This is a genomic window from Brasilonema angustatum (assembly GCF_059505445.1).
This window is the reverse complement of sequence record NZ_JCACKO010000142.1, coordinates 103,795-125,014: the sequence shown is the minus strand read 5'-3', so window position 1 is coordinate 125,014 and position 21,220 is coordinate 103,795. Positions and strand designations below refer to the sequence as shown.

The following is a 21,220-nucleotide window of genomic DNA, read 5'->3' as shown; positions in this document are numbered from 1 at the left end:
AAAACTATGAAGTGCGTAATTTGCAAGCATGAAGAAACTAAACCCGGTTTAGTAACTGTGACTTTAGAAAGAGATGAATGTATTGTGGTTATTAAAAAAGTTCCAGCAGAAGTTTGTGATAATTGCGAGGAATATTATTTAAGTGATGCGATTACTGAGCAAGTGCTAGAAAGGGCAGAAGTTGCTGTTAACAATGGGGCGGAGGTTGAGATTATTAGATATGCAGCCTAGTTTTGATTTGTGCAGAAGTCTGCTGGACAAATTATTGATGATAAATCTGCCACAACCTGTGGCAGAGATTTCTTATTTGAATGATGGTTATGTTCTCACCCTGGGGCGATATGTGGGGGCGGAGGAAGTCGAGGATGATGATCAGGCTTTTGAGGAGAAGATGTTGCATTTGACGAAGAAGTTAGAGCAGCAGTTTACTGAAAGTGCCAGGTTAGAAGCTGCCATTCTAAAAAATTTGCAGGAGTTGGGATATGGTGCCTGATAGCTGGCGACATATAACAATTGAGGATTTTGTTACTCTACAAAGAGGACATGATTTGCCTGAGTATGAGAGAAAACCAGGAACAGCCCCAGTGATGGGATCTTTTGGAATTACTGGTTATCATAATGAAGCAAAAACAAAAGGCCCAGGCGTAACTATAGGTAGAAGTGGCGTAGGTTCTTTTGGAGTTGTGAATTATTCACCTGTAGATTACTGGCCACTTAACACAGTTTTATACGTAACTGATTTTAATCAAAACGATGAACTCTTTGTTTACTATTTTTTCAAAGCTTTTGACTTTGAACCATATAACTCTGGAAGTGCCCAATCTTCACTCAATCGCAACTATATTTATCCTGTTTCTATTACAATTCCACCCCTCCCCGAACAAAAAGCGATCGCCCAAATCCTCTCCTCTCTCGATGACAAAATCGAACTAAACCGGGAGATGAACCAAACGCTGGAAGCGATCGCACGGGCAATCTTCAAATCCTGGTTTGTGGACTTTGACCCCGTTCGCGCCAAGATGGAAGGACGACAACCAGCAGGGATGGATGCTGCAACTGCTGAACTTTTCCCTGATGAGTTTGAGGAGTCAGCGTTGGGGATGATTCCGAAGGGGTGGACAGTGGGGACACTTGATGATGTCACCGAGTTTGTTCTTGGAGGTGACTGGGGCAAAGATACTTCTAACGAAGATGCTGATGAAGCTGCATATTGCATTCGTGGGGCTGATATTCCTGAACTCCAAGATGCTGCTTTAGGAAAGATGCCAATACGCTATTTAAAACCTTCAAGTATTAAAAAGCGAAGCTTATTACCAGGTGACATTGTAATTGAAATTTCAGGAGGAAGCCCAACACAATCAACTGGACGACCTGTGCTAATTACTACAGAATTAATTGAAAGGCTTCCTTGCCCTTTAGTTTGTTCTAATTTTTGTAGAATAGTTCGCCTCAAAAAGAATATAACACCTACTTTTGTTTATCTTTGGCTGCGTTGGCTCTATGTGTCAGATACTTTTTTGCAGTACGAAAATGGAACAACAGGAATAAAAAACTTTGCCTATACAGTATTTAGCCAGCAACATGAGCTATTGATTCCACCTCTAGATTTACTCAAACGTTTTGACACAATAGTGAGTCAGTTCTTTAAAAAACGACAAGCAAATGGTTTACAGTCAGAAGTCCTCGTATCTATCCGCGACACCCTACTACCCAAACTCCTATCAGGCGAAATCCGCGTCAAAGAAGCGGAGAAAATAGCAGCAAAGGCAATGTAAACTCAAAATTGCATAAAAACTAAATTCAATTCTTAGTGGACATCAACCAACAGAAAGAACAATTTAGCAACGCATATCTCCAAGCCATCACCAGTGTTGCAGGTTATTCTCTCTACAAACCAGCCGTAGACGACGACAGCGCCAAGAAATAATCAATTTACAGTCGCTGCTCTCCAGTCAATTATGCAAGGTATCGCTCAAGGAGTACAACCATGAAAGTTACACTGCAAGATGCGGAAATTATCAAAAATATAGAACCACAACAACTGAGAGAGTATTTGCAATCTCACGGTTGGCAAGAAGACCGACCTTTTCTTGATAATGCCACAATCTGGCACAAGCAAGCAGCAGAAAAAGGAGAATTTGAAATCTTGCTACCAAGCACAAAAAATTTAGGAGATTATTTATCTAGAATTCGTGAGGTTTAGGGAAGGGGGGCAGGGGGGTTAGGTTTCTTATGCCAAAATAGATACCAACAGCAAGTATCAAAGGACTCATAACGGTGTCAGGAAAATTAACCGAAGGCGATGTAGAAGCCGCTACCCTAGAATGGTTTGAAGAATTAAACTACACCACCCTCAACGCCTCGGAAATAGCCCCCGATGAACCCAACGCGGAACGCCAAGATTACGCTGATGTTGTCCTCATTAACCGTCTGCGTTCTGCCCTAGAAAGAATTAATCCCCAAATTCCCGCCGAAGCGATAGAAGAAGCCATTCGCAAACTTACCCGCAGCGAAACCCCCAATTTATTTGAAAACAATCGCCGCTTCCACAAATTGCTAACAGATGGCGTAAATGTTGAATACCAAACCCCAGAAAGAATTGTCTACGACCAAGTTAAAATCATCGACTTTACCAACCCAGACAATAACGACTGGCTAGTAGTTAATCAATTTACTGTTATTGAAAATAAAAAAGAACGCCGTCCTGATGTTGTAGTCTTCATCAACGGCTTACCTTTAGCTGTAATTGAACTCAAAAATCCAGCCACCGAAAACGCCACAATTAAAGGCGCATTTAACCAACTCCAAACCTATAAACAAGATATCCCTAGTTTATTTCCCTACAACGAAATATTAGTAGTTTCCGACGGCACAGAAGCCAGAGTCGGAACCCTCACCGCCGACTGGGAAAGGTTCATGCCTTGGCGCACAATTGATGGCGAAGAAATCGCGCCTAAAAAAACCGCAGAACTGGAAGTTTTAATTAAAGGCATCTTTGAAAAACACCGCTTTCTCGACTTACTAAAACACTTCATTGTTTTTGAAGTAGACGGTAGCGACATTACCAAAAAAATGGCAGTATACCACCAATTCCATGCAGTCAATAAAGCTATTGAAAATACTGTGATAGCCACATCACCCGTAGGTGATAAACGTGTGGGTGTGGTGTGGCACACTCAAGGTAGCGGTAAGAGTTTAACAATGGCATTCTATGCCGGAAAAATCATCCAGAATCCAGAAATGGCAAACCCCACTCTGGTAATTCTCACAGATCGTAACAATTTAGACGACCAATTATTTAATACCTTTGCTTACTGTTCTGATTTGCTGCGCCAGAACCCAGTCCAAGCTCAAGATAGAGAACATTTAACAGAACTTTTGCAAGTTTCATCTGGTGGAGTTGTCTTTACCACAATTCAGAAATTCGCACCAGAACCAAGGCAACAATACCCCGAACTTTCTCCCCGTCGCAACATCGTTGTGATTGCTGATGAAGCACACCGTAGCCAATATGGTTTAGAAGCGCGTGTAGTCACAACTCAAGATGAAAGCAACACCTATATTGCTTATGGCTTTGCAAAACATTTAAGAGATGCTTTACCTAACGCCTCATTTATTGGCTTTACAGGAACTCCCATAGAGTCAACTGATATTAATACACCAGCAATATTTGGTGAATATATTGATATTTACGATATTCAAAGAGCAGTTGAAGATGAAGCCACAGTCCGCATTTACTATGAAGGACGCATGGCAAGACTTGAACTATCAGAATCAGAACGTCCTCATATTGACCCAGAATTTGAAGAAGTCACCGAAGGTGAGGAACAGTCAACCAGAGAACAGTTAAAAACCAAATGGGCAAAATTAGCAGCTTTGGTAGGTGCAGAAAAACGCATTGCCCTAGTTGCTAAAGACATTGTAGAACATTTTGAACGTCGCCAAGAAATTATCGACGGGAAGGCAATGATTGTCTGCATGAGTCGTCAAATTTGTGTAGATTTGTACGATGCAATTATCAAAATTCGCCCTGATTGGCATGATCTCGACGACGACAAAGGAAACCTGAAAGTTGTAATGACAGGTTCAGCAGCAGATCCTCTAGAATTTCAACCCCATATCCGCAATAAATCCAGACGTAAAGCACTAGCAAAGCGGTTTAAAAATGAACATGATCCAATGAAATTGGTAATTGTCCGGGATATGTGGCTAACAGGATTTGATGCGCCATGTTTGCACAGTATCTACATAGATAAACCAATGCGTGGTCATGGTTTAATGCAAGCTATAGCCAGAGTTAACCGCGTCTTCAAAGACAAACCAGGCGGTTTAGTTGTGGACTACTTAGGCATTGCTGACCAACTCAGAGCAGCCCTGAGAGATTATACTGCTGACAGTCAAGGTCAAACAGGCATTCCTCAAGCACAAGCGATCGCTCTCATGCTAGCAAAGTACGAAAACGTCATAGCACTGGTAGACGGTTTCGACTATTCGCTATTCTTTACAGGTACTGCAAGCCAGCGTGTCTCCATCATCACCGCCGCAATGGATCATATTCTCGCACTCGAAGATGGACAACAGCAGTTTATCCAAGCTGTCAACGAATTAGCCAAAGCTTTTGCTTTGTGCAGTTCCAGTGATCTCGATGCTATGGGCAAAGGGAACCGGGACATACCTCCAGTAAAATTAAGACCGCCATCTATTGACTTACCAGCCAACTTCCTTGACAGTGCGAAGACACCTCGCTTCTTGTATGGCGATAAGGTGCGTTGGCTAAACTATGAGAGTGAACCCGACTGGGGCATTGTCATTGGAAGGTTCTACAGCTTTGCTCCCCATCTTTGCCACTGGACGTGGTGCTACCTAATTTGGTTAAGCAAACATAGCCCCAGCGCAGCCTCGATATCTGCCGACATCGCCTGGGAACAGGATTTAGAGCCATTGAGCGAGGAGGTACACTTATGAACCCTCGTCCTCTAACTCAACGAGAGCAAGATTTAATTCAACTCTACAGTAACTGCCAACTGGGAATCACCCCCAAACAGTTTTACTCCAAATGGCAGGTAAACTATCAAGAGCTTGCCCAGATTTGCTGCCGCTCCCTTTCCACTGTCCGATGCTGGTTCATTAAAGGTCGCCTTTATCGTCGTCCTCTACCAGCCGACTTGCGTCATCTTGCTGTGATGGACTTCTTATTAGAGCATTTTGAAGAAATTCCTTCTGAACTCTTTCATAAGCTGTGTCCTTCAAATCAAGCTGGGCAGGAATCTGAAACAGACGATAGTTAGGTCAACTCCGGGTATATACCTGCATAAGTTCGCCAAAAAATCAATATCAGGATGATATTTCTTTGCTAGCCACTCTTAACTAGGGTGGCTATTAGTCTCATGCTGGCAAATATGAGAAAGTTCAAAGCAAAAATCCTATGATTGAAAATCACAATCCGCAAACTCTGAACACCGTTACTTTTTCGCAAATTATAACAAATGAGCTTGATATCACTGAAACCTATTGGTATCCAGACATGGGAGGTTTGGTTCCAGAGTTAATTAAAGCCACGCAGACAATTAATCCTTGGATTCCTGGCTTGCGTCAAATAATGGAGAAAAACCAACCAAAACCCGGTGAACCGGTAGTATCACCAGCGCTTTTTCAGCAGCAAGATTGGGAAAATTTAGAAGCTCAATGGTTTTGGGAAAACCATAAAAAAGGAAATATCGCAGCTATTGATGGGACAATCATTTTCCCTCACACTAAATTTGTTCTCACTCAAGTATTTGCTGTTGGCGTTGGTGTTTTTAACTCAGCCGGAAACACTAATACTAAATTGACTGCAACTAGAACTGTTGCAAAATTTGTCGAACCACCCCCAGGAATCCCAACATTTCAAGAAATCAAAGCAGCAATAGAGCAAACAAAAGTTTTAACACAGGAAAAATCTTGGTCGCATACATGGAGGGAGTATAGAGAACGAGTTGCGGCAATTAACACTCATGAGCAAATCATTTATATAGATGGTCCGATTATTACTCAAAATCTTGTCACCCAACAACACGGTCGTCAAATCATGCGAGATTTACACAACACGGGTAAGTTCTGTGTTGGAGTGATTAAAGATATTCGTACTAGCCAACAAACTCTCAGATGGTTTAGTCGAGCTTTAGAAGATAATGAAGTTTTTTTGATAACTGATCTGAAAAATTTAGTAACAGAGCGTTTAGAAGACTGGAGTGAAGATCCTGATATTATTAGTTTTCTTGATGATGTAGCTCAATATTACGTGCGTGGTATTTACAAACCAGGTAAAAAAGTATTTGGTTTTGAATGTCTTTTTAGTGAAATACCAAAAGCTATTGCGATGCTCTTTCAAGATTGTAATGGCGTTGCTGGACATGAAATCCCTTATATGTTAGACAAAGTTGATTCTGATGTCAGAGGTAAATTTAGACCTGGTGAGGCTGAACAGTATCTTTATGGAAAACTAGCTGAAACTTATCCCGGACAAACATGGGATGAAATGAACGAGCGTTTGCTGAGGTGATTATGAGCGATACTACCGATAATTTCCATGCAAAACAGTTAGATAACCACCAGCTATCTACTAAGGATAATCAGCCTGATAACGACCAACAATCTCATAATATCCAAGAATCTCCAACTCCCCAAGCAGCAACTTTTACTCCAATTGCACCATTAGTTACTTGGGCTGATAGCTATGGTGCTGACCCTACTTATGTAGAGTTATTAGGTTTTCCTAATAGTCCAAACTACCAACGTGTTCAGGCACTAGATTTTGTAATTATCACCGATGTCTGGGATTATCCGCAATGCCGATACTTTGCAAGAATTGAAGCAGCAAATATCAACTTACCTTTATTGGGATTAAGCAGAGAAAACCCGACTCGCATTGTCACTCAAGATAGATATTTAAGAGGTATGCCTACACCTTCGACTCTTGGCGAATGTGTTCATTTGTTTCGAGCTAAGATTATTACTTGCATTCTGGATGGAGTGCTATTATCTCCTCGAACCAGACCTAACTGGAACAGTCCGGCAAGATTAGCAACATCTGAAGAAATTATTGATAATCTCTTTCTACCTGTTCTTAATCCTGACTTGGAAATAGGAGTGATTATCTAATGCAACAAGGTAGATTACCTATTTGTCTGGATAACCGAGTTTTACGTCATCATGGTGTTGTCGCTGGTGCAACTGGTAGCGGGAAAAGTAATGTTAACAGTAACATTGTCCGGGCTGCTATCAACATGGGTTACTGTGTATTTTTATTTGACCACAAACCAGACTACCAAAACTTAGACAAACCCAATGATGAGAAGAATTTATTTAGCGACATCAATTGGCAGCCCCAAGGCTTTGATTGTAAACTTTGCTATTTTTCACTATCTGACGATAAATCTGGTAAAGCTAATAAAAATGAAACATTAATCAATGTATATGCCAGTAGTTTCGATCCTTATCAACTTGCTTCTGCTCTTTTTTATAAAAGAGGTGAAGAATTACAACAGGAAAATATGACTTTGTTGCTGAGTGCCTATAAAGATGACCAAGAAGAACGCCAAAAATATACATGGACTTTAGCTGATGCAGTTAAATGGATTCGTCAACTAACTAAAGAACAAATGTCTAATGTGCTGGGCGGGGGTAGCATTACTGACAAAAGTATGAGTTCTATGCTCCGTAAGCTTCAAGCTCGCACAATGCCTTGGATGGATAGAATATTAACTTATAATAATGCCCAACTACCAGGTTTATCAATTCCTAAACAAGCGTTAGCACCAGAAATTAATGTGTCGGGATTAATTGAAGAAAAAACTATCAACATTATCCGAGTCGGACAAAGCCAAGGTCGAGATTACGGGTTATTCTTATCTTTTTTACTTGACCGAGTTTACAAAGCCAAAGCTTCTAATGCTGATTTGCCGCCGATTGTATATGTAATTGACGAAGCACAGGATATATTTAGCGGTTCCAAACAGTTGCGCGAAGCTTGTGAGGATATGCTTGATGCTAATATGCGGAAGGGGCGCAGTTTAAACATCGCATTTTGGTTTGGTTTGCAAAAGTTTAGTGCCTTACCAGACAGTATTACTATCAACATCAACTCCCGCATAATTATGACTCATAAACAAGTTGATGAAGCTAAAAATGCTTTACCGGGTGCGTCGCAGGAACTTCTAAGCATGGTGACGGGACTCAAGCCAGGAGAGAGTTTGATGAGTCTGTTTGGTTCTAATTCAATCGTGCAAGGTAAAATGCATCCATCTAAAGCGCTGTTAACTAAAGAATAACAATTTAGTGCCATTCGGCTATTAAGCGAACGCCTGCATCCTTGTCCTTTAACTACTAAATACAAGAGGAAAAATCTGCGTCAGAGGTTTGCGCCCATTCCTTGCTTACATAAAGGCAACACTGACAAAAATCATTCATATGTACCTATAAAAAGTGTGTGTTTTTTACATTTAATTGGAAAAAATTAATTTGCGTTAAAAAGGTTTTGCGCTATTGCGTCATTGCGCTAATAATTAAGGTAGGCTATTTCTACACAAATGTCAGCCTCAAGACCAGAGAAAAGCTGGAGGACAAACTTTTATCAAGCCCCAAAACTGAAATATGAGCGTTATCACGATTCAATGCCGTCTGGTTGCCGATGAATCCACCCTCCGCCATCTTTGGGAACTTATGGCAGAGAAAAATACCCCGTTGGTTAATGAATTATTGGAACGGCTGGCAAAACATTCTGACTTTGAGGCGTGGCTGGAAGATAGTAAAATTCCCAAAACCGCTATAAAGGAATTATGCGACTCCCTTAAAACTCAAGAATCTTTTGCAGGTCAACCAGGTCGTTTTTATACCTCGGCAACAACTTTGGTGGCATACATATATAAGTCTTGGTTAGCTTTGCAAAAACGGCGACAACGCAAAATAGAAGGGAAAGAACGATGGCTGGAAATGCTCAAAAGCGATGCGGAACTTGAACAAGAAAGTAATTCGAGTTTAGAAATAATTCGCACAAAAGCGACTCAGTTACTGTGTTTTTTTACTGCACCTCACAATAGTGACACAATTCAAAAATCTAAGGCAAAGAAAAGTAAGAAAACCAAAGAGAATAATGCTGGTAGCTCTTTCTCTATTAAGTCCGGTGTCTTATTTGAAACTTACCGCAAATCAGAAGATGTATTGACTAAGTGTGCCTTAGTTTACCTAATAAAAAATAATTGTCACCTGAGCTTCCTTGAAGAAGACCCCGATAAATATGTAAAGCTGAGACGCAAAAAAGAAATAGAAATTGAACGGTTGAAAGACCAACTAAAAAGCCGAGTACCTAAAGGACGGGATTTAACAAAAGAAAAGTGGTTAGAGACACTGGAGAAAGCTGTTAATAGTGTTCCACAAGATGAAAATGAAGCAAAATCTTGGCAAGCAAGCCTTTTAAGGAAATCGAGTTCTGTTCCCTTTCCAGTCACTTATGAAACTAACGAAGATATGCACTGGGAAGTCAATGATCAAGATCGGATTTTCGTTAGCTTCAGCGGTTTGGGGAAGCTGAAATTTGAAGTCTATTGCGACCAAAGACACCTTCATTGGTTTCAACGCTTTGTAGAAGACCAAGAAACTAAACGCAAGAGCAAGAACAAGCATTCCAGCAGTTTATTTACTCTGCGTTTGGGGCGGCTTTCTTGGTTAAAGCAAGAAGAGAAAGGAGAACCGTGGCATGTAAATCGTTTAATTCTTTTTTGCTCAGTTGATACTCGTATGTGGACTGTTGAAGGAACTCAACAAGTAGCCATCGAAAAAATCGCAGATGTTGAGCAAAACTTAATAAAAGCAAAAGAAAAAGGTGAACTCAATTCAAACCAGCAAGCCTTTGTCACCCGTCAACAATCGACACTTGCTAGAATTAACACCCCTTTTCCTCGTCCCAACAAACCTTTATATGAAGGTAAATCTCATATCCTTGTTGGCGTTAGCCTTGGCTTAAAAAACCCTGCAAACGTTGCTGTATTTGATGCAGCCAATAACAAAGTTCTTGCCTATCGTAGCGTCAAGCAATTACTGGGTGACAACTATCACCTGCTGAACCGCCAGCGACAACAAAAGCAGCGCCTTTCTCACGAACGCCACAAAGCTCAAAAAGTATTTGCACCAAACGATTTTGGAGAATCGGAGTTAGGGCTATATTTAGACAGACTGTTAGCCAAAGAAATTATTGCGATCGCACTCATGTATTCTGCTGGAAGCATTGTCTTGCCAAAACTTGGTGATATGCGGGAAATAATTCACAGCGAAGTTCAAGCAAGAGCCGAGAAAAAAATTCCTGGTTTTAAGGAAGGTCAACAAAAGTATGCAAAAGAGTATCGCAAACAAGTTCATAACTGGAGTTACGGTCAATTAATTGAGAACATCCAAAGCCAAGCCGCAAAAGTCGGGATTTTAATAGAAACTGGACAACAATCAATTAGAGGTAGTCCACAGGAACAAGCGCGGGATTTAGCTTTGTTTGCCTATCAATGTCGGATAGCTTCATCAATCTAAACAAAATACTGAACCTGGAAAACTTAATATGAAATAAATAGCGCCGCAGTTCATGCTCTTTGAGCCAATGTACTGTGATAAATCTGGGTTAGTTTGACGGTTGGAAAACCGTTTTGCTTTCTGACCCTGGTAGCTGCTCGCTCTTGATGCTGCTGTCTGGCTTGACTAGGCAGGATATGCCCTTTTGCCATCTTGGATAACTAAGTTTTTGATGTTTTCACCGACAAGAAAAAACTTTTATACAAGATATATCAAATAGGGACAGGTGCGCTCCCAGCAATAAAGAGTAAAGCTGTAAAGCTTGAGCCGTTTTATAACGGTGGGGATTACCTCAGTGGCGGTTACTGAATCACCCCCTTCGTCGGGGGAACCCTCTCAAATATTTTTTTGGCGTGTCGAAGCGGGGGCAAAATCCCTGGACTCCCGCCAAAATCTGAAAACCCTTGTAATGTCTTAATTTCAAAGACTAGTATGTCAATCTATTTAGTTTTTTGATTTGAGATGAAAGAAGCTTTTTAAGGGGTATGCCAAATTTGTATCTGAAAAGCTTTATTTGCAAGGGAGCTAGACGGAAGGGGTTTCAACAACCATTCCGGCTAGGGGTGGGTTGAAAGCTTACAAAGCTGATGTTGCTTACGCCATAGGGGATGGTTTCAACAACCATTCCGGCTAGGGGTGGGTTGAAAGTGCGTTGCTTGGAGGCTTCCGCAATAGTTTTGAGGTGTTTCAACAACCATTCCGGCTAGGGGTGGGTTGAAAGATGTGCCATTAGTCGCAAAGCCAGCGCCCTGCAATGACTCGAAAGTTTCAACAACCATTCCGGCTAGGGGTGGGTTGAAAGCATCACTTGCATTACAAGCTATTGTACAAAGAAGACAGTTTCAACAACCATTCCGGCTAGGGGTGGGTTGAAAGACAACCAATGTTAAGAGCCAGAACGAAGCAGCTTCTCAAGGTTTCAACAACCATTCCGGCTAGGGGTGGGTTGTAGAATCTCATTTAGTTTCAAAGTTTTTGGAGGGTTGAAAGGCGCGCCACTTTGGAGTTTTACAAAATTTTCATAGGTAAATTAAAATGAGGCATGTGGTTCAAAACCACATGCCTCACTCTGAACTCAGTCAGTGACATTAATTTGTTAACGGCTGTCAGGAGTGACCCGACGACATTAATTTGTTAAGACGACAGATAATATGTTAATAACGACATTAATCTGTTAACGACGACAAATAATGTGTTATTCGACATCTATCAATCGGAGCGGCGGGATTCGAACCCACGACCTCCACTACCCCAAAGTGGCGCGCTACCAAGCTGCGCTACGCCCCGCAGTCAACTTTCCAACCATAACATCAAAAACCACAAATATCAAGGTCTAGATTTAAAAAACTTTGAGCATCTCGGAGGCTTTCAACAAACCAGCAACAGCGGAATCATCCCATTTACCTTCTGCACAACGCCCTGTTTTCACGATAAAACGCAGACTATAGGCATAAGGATAACCTTCCACTTCCATCCATAATAAATCGCTTTCAGCTTCACAGCTAATCTTTTCCTCATCCATTAATTCAGTTGCAATTTGCCGAATGGTGTCTGCTAGTTGCGTTAGTAGCCGACAAAAATCATTCAATTCAGCTTCAGTTAACTCGATCGCCCAATCATCTGTACCCACTAAACCTTTGAACTCTGGCGCTGCTGGGTTCCAGCCGATACGCCAACCAAGTCCACTTTTGAGAACACGTTCCATAAAAAAGTTTTGAGTTGAACTGTTCGTTCTAAGAAATTTTTCTTAAAACATAGCAGAACTGTTACCCACTGGTGCGGAAATTGCACAACAAGAACACCAACGCGCTGAACTCAGATCTTGCAGCAGTATCAACAACGAGGCAGAGCCTCGACATCTCGTTCCCAGGCTGAGCCTGGGAACGAGGGTTGGGAGGCGGAGCCTCCTGATTATTGAGAATGGTGAGCCAGCGCGGTCTTGGGGGTTTCCCCCATGAGCGACTGGCGAACCCGGAGGGTGCAAGATCTCAGTTTTAACGGACTTGATCTATTAGCCTTTGATCAGTTGTGAGATTCTCTAATTTCCTTCCTCTGCGTCACGCGCTTGTGCTACAAGTCGGGAAACCCCCTGTTAGCAGCTGGCTCCTCTGCGTTCTGGTGCGGTTCAATTCTCACAAATCAAACCGGATTCCTATAGTTCGCAAAAAGCTTCAAAACTTTGTTGTCGAATGTTGTGGAAAGTTTTGAAGCAACAACACTTGTTGGAACCCAGTCAAAAGATTGTGACAAACCAAGTTCCCTCCAAAGAACACTCTCTGTAGTGATGCTTGGGTTTTCCAGTTCTTGCACGACGAGAACTTTTCCTGAAATACGATGATGGGTGATATTGTGTGAAAATTTGCTAGACAGTTCCAAAAATTGAAGATGTTGCAGAGATTGAAGAACCTGCTTGACTTCTGAAGCTTCAGTTGCAGAGATTAATGGAAACCCGACAGTGTTGGAGAGAAATCCTTTTGTTCTGTGGACTATCGCCACTGTATCTGTCGCCTTCCTCCAAAAGACCAAAGCAAACAACTCCACATCCACCGTATCACGCCGTGGTTTTTTGGGAGGACAAATTTCAACACAATTGCGTGCAAAAGCCAAACACTCTTTCTGTATTGGACACAAAAGACACAGAGGTTTCGATTTACGACAAACAGTAGCTCCTAACTCCATTATTGCTTGGTTAAAGTCACCAGGACGTTCCTCAGGAATCATCTGATCTACATGAGTTTGAATTGCTGATTTTCCAGAAGAACTCCACACATCCTCAGATAAACCAAGCAAACGACTCACAACTCGCACAACATTACCATCAACACAGGCAACTTTTTCATTGAAGCAAATACTTGCAATCACAGACGCCGTGTAAGATCCACAGCCAGGAATTTTCAACCACTCATAGTATGATTGTGGAAAACGACCTTCCAACTCCTCAACAATAAACTTTGCACCTTTGTTTAAGTTACGGGCACGAGCATAATAGCCTAATCCTGACCAAAGTTGACGCAATATCTCTTCATCACAACTGGCAAGATCATAAACAGTAGGAAGGTGCTTAACAAATTCTGAGAACTTTGGCACAACCACAGCCAGAGTTGTTTGTTGACTCATCACCTCACATATCCAGGTGTGATAGATGTTGATTTTCTGACGCCAAGGCAATGGTCTGCAATGGCGATCGTACCACGCAAGGAGTTTCTGGGCACATTGATTCACTGTCCAACCTTTGTTCAGTCCAAAATAAATCCTACCAATGTCAAAACCCATCTCATAATTGAAATGGGTTTTGTAAAGTTATTTTCTAAAAATGAGAGTTATTGTTTTAGAAAAGATTCATGAGAGTGATGACACCAGCGCTGGTGAGCATGACCAAAGCTCCCATAACTAAAGACTGGTTCAGTTGGTTTGGAGTTTTGGAACCGTTCATGTGTATATTTCCCTAATTTTAAAGATTTCATTTAGAATATCAGTTCTGCCATATATATATATAGATATATTGTAAAACTTAAAAATGCTTAACTTAGGTTAACAAACATAGTAGTTGTTACTTAACCAGGACTTAAGCACTGAAAACCCAAAACCTCGATCCCCCCTAGCCCCCCTTAAAAAGGGGGGGACTCTTAAAAGCCCCCTTTTTAAGGGGGTTGGGGGATCTCTTCTGCGTAAGTCCTATTAACTCAAGATAAAGACTTCTGCAAAACTGTCTAAAATGTAGATTTTTATGTAGATTCTTGTAAATAACCTGTTACACATCTCACCTCCCCAGTTCTCCAGTTCTCCCCACTCCCTCTTGGTAAAGGTTACCGAACATGGTGTGTACTTAATTCCGACCGATGTATGTGCCTTTGTGGTGTAAAATTAAATTTAACTAAGCAAAAAAACTCATTGGACTGGAGAAGAATTTATGACTGTTTCACCAGCAACTAGACCCGAAACCCCTGCTTTTGACCTAGACCAACTCAATCAGAAATTTGAAACCGCTCATCCGAGAGATATACTGGCGTGGTCTGCAGAAAATATTTCAACTGGACTAGTGCAAACCAGCGCCTTTAACGTAGATGACATCATCATTACGCATATCCTCTACGTTGATCTCAAACACCCAGTCCCAGTGATATTCCTCGACACGCTGTACCACTTCCCCCAAACTCTAGAACTGGTTGCTAAAATCAAAGAACTTTACAATTTAGACTTGAAAGTTTACAAAACCCCAGATGTAGACACTCGCGAAGCCTTTGCAGCAAAATATGGTGAAGCACTTTGGGATACAGATATTGCGAAATTCCACGAAGTCACGAAAATCGAACCATTGCAACGAGGTATAGCGGAACTCAATACCGTCGCTTGGATTACCGGACGTCGTCGCGATCAAGCTGTCACCCGTGCTAATATGCCCGTATTTGAACTTGACAGCAACAACCGTTTAAAAATCAATCCTTTAGCTAACTGGACACGCAAACAAAGCTGGGAATATGTCGCTGAACACGGCGTCATCTACAATCCCCTGCACGACCAAGGTTATCCCAGTATTGGCGATGAACCCATCACAACCAAAGTAGGCGAAGGCGAAGATGAACGCGCTGGACGTTGGCGGGGAACTGGTAAGACTGAGTGTGGAATCCATATTTAACAAGATGGGAAGATGAGGTGATGGGGGAAAAGAAGAATTTCCCCTAACTCTTCCTCCTCGCCGTTTGTTTTCCTCTGCTTACTCTGCGCCTAGTGCGGTTAGATAAAACAATTTGTCCGCAAGTTTAGCGAGTATTTTGGTTAAAAAGCTGTTCCAAAGCTGCTAATTCAGTTTGTGTTGCTGCATCAATTGGTGGTAAAGGTCGTTGCATGATTGAATAGAGCGATGTCTACGACAAGCCGCTTTGCGTCTAGGCTACTGCACTTTTGTAGCTTGTAAACCCCACTCTCACCGACGCTCTCCAATGTCGAGTCAATCTTCTGGTACAGCTTTGCATAGCGTGTTAAGTCCGCCAAATCCTTTATCCTCATCTTTCGGTTTAGGGAACTTCAATCTAAAAACTGCTTTGTTGGTGTGAAGTGCTACACCCAAAATCCCAGCTACTAGTGTTCCCCAAACAGTTATCGGCTCAGGAACCGCAGTTACCTGAACTGCATTCGTACTTGCATCTAGTAATTGAGGATAATCTCCTGCAATATTCTGGTAAAGATAATAAGTGGATCCTCCTCCAAAGATGAAGCTACCGTCAGGAAGCTCAACATTGCTGAGAAAACCATCACCTGCACCACTACCAGTACCAAAATCAAAAGCACCGAAGAAATTGCGCGTCTTCGTGTCAAAGTTAAACGCTAAAAACTGATTCCTGGATACACTATTAACAACCTCGTTGTTAGTGACAATTAACTCTGAATTGGGATTGAAAACAGAAAGAGATAATGACTGCAAGGCGTTTGTCGGTCCCGCGCCACTTTCAGAAATTACTTCTGGGGCAGTAGTTTCATCGTAGCTAAACGAGCCAGAAGCCGAATAACCAGCATTACCCTTCCAGCTAAATCTAAAATCAGCAGCTTTCGCTAGATCAGTAGAAGCAATGGTGGTAACCGCACACAGTGTCAAACCAGTCGCTACTTGCGCTACCACTTGGACAAAAATACTTTTCATTTATTTTAATAGTTTCCTTGAAATTACAGTGTGCTGGAATTATATTTCGTTAATGCTTTTGAAAAGATCCACCGATAACAATACAGTTAATTGTCAATGCTGTAAAGTCAGTAGACCGAAAAGTTCTGCGATCAGCCGATAGCGTTTGCGCAGCGTCCCTCTTAGGGACTAGCGTGACGTTATTCATAGGCTTGACGCTGAGTCCTGATCTCCCTACGTACAAGAAGCCTTTGCTAGTCAATGTTTGGGTTGACAGCTAGTTATCGCCTCTTCCAATAACTTACTATCCATATCCCACCATTCTTGTAACTCAATCAAAACTGGATAAAGTGTTGCATCTTCTATTTCTTTTGCTGCTTCAACAGGTAATCTGCCCACGCAGCCACAGGAGAGTTCTGCTATTAATGGATTAATGACTCGCTCATCTTTTCTAATCGCTAAACCCAACAATGCTTCTCCACGAATTTCAGCGATGGTGTCTTCTTCCCCTATCTCCAGAATCACACGTTGAAATAAAGCATCTCGAATGGCTTGCGTGTTAGTTTCTATTAGAGAACCCAAACCAAAAGTTGCCCAATTCCTGATATCTTCATCCTCATCACAAGATAAATCAATCAGTGCCTGAATTGCCAAGTTGTCTTGTTGGCAACTCAAGCCATGAACAATGCCAAGCCGAACATCCTTACTAGGATGGCTTTTTAACTTGACTAATGGTACAACACCTCTCGAATCTCCTAAATGTCCGAAAGCATATCCAATAGAAGAAAGAACATTTGGGTTTTCTTCACTCTGACATAAATTTAAAAGAATTTCACCGCATTCTTTTGGGAAACTTCTTTCTGGTATTCCTAAATATCCTAATATATCAACTCCTAAACCTCTTTCCTCTGGATTTTGACTTTCACACAATTGTGATGCGGCTTCAAATTCCTCATAGCTACCACGCGATCGCAAAATCCACACTAAATCCCAATAACTCTCATTCTCTTCTTCAGTTAGTGCTAATTTGACTAACTCTTTTGTACTTCTTAGGTCATTTCTTAAGCTTTCAAAATAATTATTATTTGCGCTCATATAGGACTCCTATTTGATTTTTGAAAAAAAACTCCGTACACCTTTATTGCTTCTTCCCTGTTAAGCGTTAAGCGTTAAGCGTTCCCTGTCCTGACGAGTTAGTTCACCAAATCAAACCGGATTCCTATACCAGATTTTATTCCTGTATATATCACCAATACTTATCGGCATAAAGGTAAACTGTTGGGTAAGCGTTCTAATTTGATAGGCAGATTGGTCGTCATTTTTCAATAATAAAATATTAGACAAATCACCATAACAAAGGACAACTATGATTAAAATCCTCCACCTATCCGATATCCACATGGGAAGCGGATTCTCCCACGGACGAATTCATCCTGAAACAGGATTGAATACACGCTTAGAGGATTTTGTCAATACTCTATCTCGATGTATTGACCGAGCGTTGGCAGAACCAGTAGATTTGGTTTTATTTGGCGGTGATGCTTTCCCCGATGCGACACCGCCGCCGTATGTACAAGAAGCGTTTGCTGGTCAGTTTCGCCGCCTTGTCGATGCAAATATCCCTACAGTCCTGTTGGTAGGAAACCACGACCAACACACCCAAGGACAGGGTGGAGCCAGTCTATGTATTTACCGTGCTTTAGGAGTTCCGGGAGTTGTTGTTGGTGATACCTTAACCACTCATCGCATCCAAACCCGCAATGGAAGCGTGCAGATTATCACCCTTCCTTGGCTCACCCGTTCCACACTAATGACTCGCCAGGAAACAGAAGGTTTTTCTTTGGCGGAAGTCAACCAACTGCTGACTGAACGTCTGCGGGTTGTTCTAGAAGGAGAAACTCGCCGCCTTGACCCCAATGTGCCAACTGTTCTTTTGGGTCATTTGATGATGGATAATGCAAATTTGGGAGCTGAGCGTTTTCTGGCAGTTGGTAAAGGCTTTACACTTCCCTTATCTTTACTGACGCGACCTTGCTTTGATTACGTAGGCTTAGGACACGTTCATCGCCATCAAAACCTGAATAAATCTAATAACCCTCCCGTGATTTATCCAGGGAGTATTGAGCGGGTGGACTTCAGCGAAGAGAAAGAGGACAAAGGCTACGTTATGGTAGAACTGGAGAAAGGTCGTGTTCAGTGGGAATTTTGTCCTTTACCAGTGCGAACTTTCCATACAATTGAGGTAGATGTTTCTAAAACTGAAGATCCGCAGGCGGCGATCATGAAAGCTTTAGCGAAGCGTGATATCCAAGATGCTGTTGTGCGGCTCATTTACAAACTTCGCTCTGAGCAATTAGATTTAATTGATAGCGCCTCGCTGCATACTGCTTTAACTCCTGCGCATACCTACACCATTCAACCAGAATTGGTTAGTCAGTTAGCTCGACCCCGTGTTCCAGAATTAAGCGCGAGTAATAGCATCGACCCGATAGAAGCGCTAAGAACTTACTTGGACAACCGCGAAGACCTCAAGGACATAGCCGCATCAATGCTGGAAGCAGCGCACAACTTGCTAGCAGATGATATGGAAGTTTTGCTCGGATCAGCTACTCAGGAATAAAAGTATTTAGATTAACTAATTTTTTCTAAGTATAAATGTTTAGCTACCTCAACTGCAAAATTTAAGGTTAATTGCTGATTAATCTGGGAAAATTGCAATACTCTGAACTTTGTGGTTAATTTTTCTTCTCACAGAGTGATGATAAAAAATATAGTAGCCAGGTGGACTTTCTATGTCCCTCTATCCACAGATTAAACAATTTTTACTTGGTAAAACGTTACCAACAAGTGCTCACGCTGAAGAGCGATTGAGTAATGCTGCTGCTCTAGCAGTGCTTTCATCGGATGCTCTCTCTTCGGTCGCTTACGCTACAGAAGAGATTCTGCTGGTTTTAGTCGCAGCGGGGAGTAATGCTCTTGGTTTGTCTCTGCCTATTGCTATAGCAATTATGGTTCTACTAGCAATAGTTGTGCTTTCTTATCGACAAACCATTCGAGCTTATCCCAATGGCGGTGGCTCTTACATTGTTGCCAGAGAAAACCTTGGTATCTACCCAGGACTGGTGGCAGGAGGTTCGCTGATGATTGACTATATTTTGACAGTCACTGTCAGTATATCTGCGGGTACAGCAGCCCTGACTTCCGCATTTCCAGCCCTGCAACCCTTCACAGTTAGCCTTTGCTTGATTTTTATTTTCCTATTAACGCTGGCAAATCTTCGAGGTGTAAAGGAATCAGGTAAGATATTTATGATTCCTACTTATGCCTTTATTGTCAGTATTTTTGTGTTGATTGGCCTTGGGTTATTTCAACAAGCGACTGGGCGAGTACCGACGCAATATCCCAACATACCTGTCAAAGAAGGACTCAGTTTGTTTTTCATTTTGAGAGCTTTTTCTGCTGGATGTACAGCGCTGACGGGAGTTGAAGCAATATCCGATGGGGTTTTGGCTTTTAAGGAACCAGAGTGGAAAAACGCTCGCCTCACACTATTCTACTTGGGGGGTATTCTGGGGCTTATGTTCGTGGGAATTACCTACCTATCGAACGTATATCATCTTGTTCCGGAAGAGGGACAAACAGTGGTTTCTCAGTTGGGTAGGCAAATTTTAGGTAACGGACCAGTTTACTTTTTTGTCCAAGTTGTCACCCTGTTAGTCTTACTGTTAGCTGCAAATACCAGTTATGCAGATTTTCCCAGACTTTGTTACTTTTTGGCACGAGATGGATTTTTACCGCGACAATTGTCACTGTTGGGCGATCGCCTAGTCTACTCCAATGGCATCATTCTCCTCAGTGTCTGCGCGGCTATCTTGGTCATCATCTTTAAAGGAAATGTCAATGCTATTATTCCCCTGTATGCAGTAGGCGTATTTACTTCCTTTACTTTATCTCAAGCTGGGATGGTACGCCATTGGTTCGGTGAACGCACACCAGGCTGGCGTCCTAGTGCTTTGATGAATGGTTTGGGAGCCATTGCTACAGCTGTGGTTCTAGGGGTGATCATATCAACAAAGTTTTTAGGGGGAGCTTGGTTAGTAGTAGTAGCAATTCCTGTGCTTGTTAGCATATTTTTAGCTATTCGCCGCCACTATCAATACGTAACAGAACGTCTCAGTATTCAGGGATTACCCCCTAGAGGTTATATTCCCAGACCAAAACCAGAAGTTGTCACTCACCCTGCAGTCGTTGTGGTAGGACACCTGAATCGAGGAACAGTAGAGGCTTTGGACTACGCACGCACGATTGCTGATGAAATTGTTGCAATTCACGTAGATCTTGGTTCTGCAGGGGGAGATAAACTGCAAGAAGAATGGCGACAATTGGAGGCAGACATTCCTTTGGTCATTATCGAATCACCTTACCGTTCTGTGATATCTCCTATTGTCGAATTTGTTGGTGAGTTTGAAGAGCGTTATCACGACACTTACACAACGGTAATTATTCCTGCTTTTGTGACTCGTAATTGGTGGGAAAGTATTTTGCACAACCAAACAACTTTGTTTTTGAAAAATGCTTTACGTGCTCAAAAGAGTCGAGTTATCACAACTGTGAGGTATTACTTGTAATACTTGGTAACTCATCCCACGGCTACAAAAACATCCAGATCGCCGCCTACGGCGCGGCACTTGAACGTTTTTATCGAAAGCCGTGGGATTGGACTTTGTCCCGCTGCGAATCGCGAGTCATTAGTCCTTAGCTCGACTTTATCCATTTTTCTTTCATTGTGAAAGCATACGCTAAAAGCCTTATTTTTCAGTACCTTTGACTTTTTTGACGTCACCAGAATTAATGACAACGGAAAAAGTTTTGGGATCAGAACTAGAACTTTTGCTAATTCTGGTACTGCTTCTTCTTTGGTAATATAGCAGTCCTAAATCATAAGCCCAACCCACCAGATGCATCAAAATGCCCCAGATTGAGGGTGCTAATCTCGTTGCGCCGATGCAG

Annotated in this window: 17 protein-coding genes, 1 tRNA gene and 1 CRISPR repeat array; of the genes, 13 read left to right on the top strand and 5 right to left on the bottom strand. The window is 42.0% G+C overall.

Annotation, left to right across the window (positions count from 1 at the left end):
* Positions 1-6: 6 nt before the first annotated feature.
* The 10 genes from AC5JM2_RS28635 (at position 7) to cas12k (ending at position 10,554) form a co-directional block, all read left to right on the top strand.
* Positions 7-231 (top strand): type II toxin-antitoxin system MqsA family antitoxin, encoded by a 225-nt coding sequence (locus AC5JM2_RS28635; protein ID WP_495838369.1) that lies wholly within the window; start codon positions 7-9, stop codon positions 229-231.
* Positions 221-493 (top strand): hypothetical protein, encoded by a 273-nt coding sequence (locus AC5JM2_RS28630; RefSeq protein WP_495838367.1) that lies wholly within the window; start codon positions 221-223, stop codon positions 491-493. The genes AC5JM2_RS28635 and AC5JM2_RS28630 overlap by 11 nt, the downstream gene beginning before the upstream one ends.
* Positions 483-1,775 (top strand): restriction endonuclease subunit S, encoded by a 1,293-nt coding sequence (locus tag AC5JM2_RS28625; protein ID WP_495838365.1) that lies wholly within the window; start codon positions 483-485, stop codon positions 1,773-1,775. Before AC5JM2_RS28630 ends, AC5JM2_RS28625 begins: the two co-directional genes overlap by 11 nt.
* A gap of 212 nt (positions 1,776-1,987) precedes the next feature.
* Complete coding sequence (locus AC5JM2_RS28620) at positions 1,988-2,203, top strand: hypothetical protein (RefSeq protein WP_495838363.1); 216 nt, start codon at positions 1,988-1,990, stop codon at positions 2,201-2,203.
* 74 nt (positions 2,204-2,277) lie between these two features.
* Complete coding sequence (locus tag AC5JM2_RS28615) at positions 2,278-4,965, top strand: type I restriction endonuclease subunit R (RefSeq protein WP_495838362.1); 2,688 nt, start codon at positions 2,278-2,280, stop codon at positions 4,963-4,965.
* A complete protein-coding gene (locus AC5JM2_RS28610; protein WP_495838360.1) occupies positions 4,962-5,288 on the top strand; it encodes a helix-turn-helix domain-containing protein in 327 nt (108 codons plus the stop codon). Before AC5JM2_RS28615 ends, AC5JM2_RS28610 begins: the two co-directional genes overlap by 4 nt.
* Positions 5,289-5,425: 137 nt before the next feature.
* Positions 5,426-6,541, top strand: a complete 1,116-nt coding sequence (locus tag AC5JM2_RS28605) for a hypothetical protein (protein ID WP_495838358.1) — start codon at positions 5,426-5,428, stop codon at positions 6,539-6,541.
* A 2-nt stretch (positions 6,542-6,543) separates the two neighbouring features.
* Positions 6,544-7,140, top strand: coding sequence for a hypothetical protein (locus tag AC5JM2_RS28600; RefSeq protein ID WP_495838356.1), 597 nt, complete (start codon positions 6,544-6,546; stop codon positions 7,138-7,140).
* Entirely contained in the window at positions 7,140-8,309 is a 1,170-nt protein-coding gene (locus AC5JM2_RS28595) for an ATP-binding protein (protein WP_495838354.1), read from the top strand. The genes AC5JM2_RS28600 and AC5JM2_RS28595 overlap by 1 nt, the downstream gene beginning before the upstream one ends.
* Before the next feature lie 322 nt (positions 8,310-8,631).
* Positions 8,632-10,554, top strand: coding sequence for a type V CRISPR-associated protein Cas12k (cas12k, locus tag AC5JM2_RS28590; RefSeq protein ID WP_495838352.1), 1,923 nt, complete (start codon positions 8,632-8,634; stop codon positions 10,552-10,554).
* Between the two features lie 577 nt (positions 10,555-11,131).
* A CRISPR array of direct repeats spans positions 11,132-11,546; the repeat unit is 37 nt; unit sequence GTTTCAACAACCATTCCGGCTAGGGGTGGGTTGAAAG.
* Positions 11,547-11,806: 260 nt separating this feature from the next.
* Here cas12k and AC5JM2_RS28585 read toward each other — a convergent pair.
* The 3 genes from AC5JM2_RS28585 to AC5JM2_RS28575 all read right to left on the bottom strand — a co-directional run bounded on the left by AC5JM2_RS28585 (position 11,807) and on the right by AC5JM2_RS28575 (position 13,866).
* Positions 11,807-11,880: transfer RNA gene (locus AC5JM2_RS28585), tRNA-Pro, on the bottom strand.
* Between the two features lie 52 nt (positions 11,881-11,932).
* Positions 11,933-12,298 (bottom strand): DUF1818 family protein, encoded by a 366-nt coding sequence (locus AC5JM2_RS28580; protein WP_495838350.1) that lies wholly within the window; start codon positions 12,296-12,298, stop codon positions 11,933-11,935.
* A gap of 434 nt (positions 12,299-12,732) precedes the next feature.
* Positions 12,733-13,866: an A/G-specific adenine glycosylase gene (locus AC5JM2_RS28575; RefSeq protein ID WP_495838348.1), complete on the bottom strand. Its 1,134-nt coding sequence runs from the start codon at positions 13,864-13,866 to the stop codon at positions 12,733-12,735.
* 637 nt (positions 13,867-14,503) lie between these two features.
* On the opposite strand from AC5JM2_RS28575, the gene cysH reads away from it, so the two are divergent.
* The gene (gene cysH / locus AC5JM2_RS28570; protein ID WP_495838346.1) at positions 14,504-15,229 is read left to right on the top strand and encodes a phosphoadenosine phosphosulfate reductase; all 726 of its coding nucleotides are present in this window, start codon (positions 14,504-14,506) and stop codon (positions 15,227-15,229) included.
* Between the two features lie 312 nt (positions 15,230-15,541).
* On the opposite strand, the gene AC5JM2_RS28565 is transcribed toward cysH, so the two are convergent.
* Together AC5JM2_RS28565 and AC5JM2_RS28560 are read right to left on the bottom strand one after the other, a co-directional pair.
* Positions 15,542-16,231 carry a PEP-CTERM sorting domain-containing protein gene (locus AC5JM2_RS28565; protein ID WP_495838344.1) on the bottom strand — a complete coding sequence of 230 codons (690 nt, stop codon included), beginning with the start codon at positions 16,229-16,231 and terminating at the stop codon, positions 15,542-15,544.
* Positions 16,232-16,468: 237 nt separating this feature from the next.
* Positions 16,469-17,305, bottom strand: a complete 837-nt coding sequence (locus AC5JM2_RS28560) for a HEAT repeat domain-containing protein (RefSeq protein WP_495838342.1) — start codon at positions 17,303-17,305, stop codon at positions 16,469-16,471.
* A 271-nt stretch (positions 17,306-17,576) separates the two neighbouring features.
* On the opposite strand from AC5JM2_RS28560, the gene sbcD reads away from it, so the two are divergent.
* Both sbcD and AC5JM2_RS28550 read left to right on the top strand, forming a co-directional pair.
* A complete protein-coding gene (gene sbcD / locus AC5JM2_RS28555) occupies positions 17,577-18,830 on the top strand; it encodes an exonuclease subunit SbcD (RefSeq protein WP_495838340.1) in 1,254 nt (417 codons plus the stop codon).
* Positions 18,831-19,002: 172 nt separating this feature from the next.
* Positions 19,003-20,838: an APC family permease gene (locus AC5JM2_RS28550; RefSeq protein ID WP_495838338.1), complete on the top strand. Its 1,836-nt coding sequence runs from the start codon at positions 19,003-19,005 to the stop codon at positions 20,836-20,838.
* The last annotated feature ends 382 nt before the right edge of the window (positions 20,839-21,220 follow it).

Excerpts from the sequence above, each read along its gene's own strand:
- AC5JM2_RS28600 (WP_495838356.1), top strand. The coding sequence starts at position 6,544 with ATGAGCGATACTACCGATAATTTCCATGCAAAACAGTTAGATAACCAC.
- AC5JM2_RS28620 (WP_495838363.1), top strand. The coding sequence starts at position 1,988 with ATGAAAGTTACACTGCAAGATGCGGAAATTATCAAAAATATAGAACCA.
- sbcD (WP_495838340.1), top strand. The coding sequence starts at position 17,577 with ATGATTAAAATCCTCCACCTATCCGATATCCACATGGGAAGCGGATTC.
- AC5JM2_RS28610 (WP_495838360.1), top strand. The coding sequence starts at position 4,962 with ATGAACCCTCGTCCTCTAACTCAACGAGAGCAAGATTTAATTCAACTC.
- AC5JM2_RS28565 (WP_495838344.1), bottom strand. The coding sequence starts at position 16,231 with ATGAAAAGTATTTTTGTCCAAGTGGTAGCGCAAGTAGCGACTGGTTTG.
- AC5JM2_RS28625 (WP_495838365.1), top strand. The coding sequence starts at position 483 with ATGGTGCCTGATAGCTGGCGACATATAACAATTGAGGATTTTGTTACT.
- cysH (WP_495838346.1), top strand. The coding sequence starts at position 14,504 with ATGACTGTTTCACCAGCAACTAGACCCGAAACCCCTGCTTTTGACCTA.
- AC5JM2_RS28560 (WP_495838342.1), bottom strand. The coding sequence starts at position 17,305 with ATGAGCGCAAATAATAATTATTTTGAAAGCTTAAGAAATGACCTAAGA.
- AC5JM2_RS28575 (WP_495838348.1), bottom strand. The coding sequence starts at position 13,866 with ATGGGTTTTGACATTGGTAGGATTTATTTTGGACTGAACAAAGGTTGG.
- cas12k (WP_495838352.1), top strand. The coding sequence starts at position 8,632 with ATGAGCGTTATCACGATTCAATGCCGTCTGGTTGCCGATGAATCCACC.
- AC5JM2_RS28595 (WP_495838354.1), top strand. The coding sequence starts at position 7,140 with ATGCAACAAGGTAGATTACCTATTTGTCTGGATAACCGAGTTTTACGT.
- AC5JM2_RS28635 (WP_495838369.1), top strand. The coding sequence starts at position 7 with ATGAAGTGCGTAATTTGCAAGCATGAAGAAACTAAACCCGGTTTAGTA.
- AC5JM2_RS28605 (WP_495838358.1), top strand. The coding sequence starts at position 5,426 with ATGATTGAAAATCACAATCCGCAAACTCTGAACACCGTTACTTTTTCG.
- AC5JM2_RS28550 (WP_495838338.1), top strand. The coding sequence starts at position 19,003 with ATGTCCCTCTATCCACAGATTAAACAATTTTTACTTGGTAAAACGTTA.
- AC5JM2_RS28580 (WP_495838350.1), bottom strand. The coding sequence starts at position 12,298 with ATGGAACGTGTTCTCAAAAGTGGACTTGGTTGGCGTATCGGCTGGAAC.
- AC5JM2_RS28630 (WP_495838367.1), top strand. The coding sequence starts at position 221 with ATGCAGCCTAGTTTTGATTTGTGCAGAAGTCTGCTGGACAAATTATTG.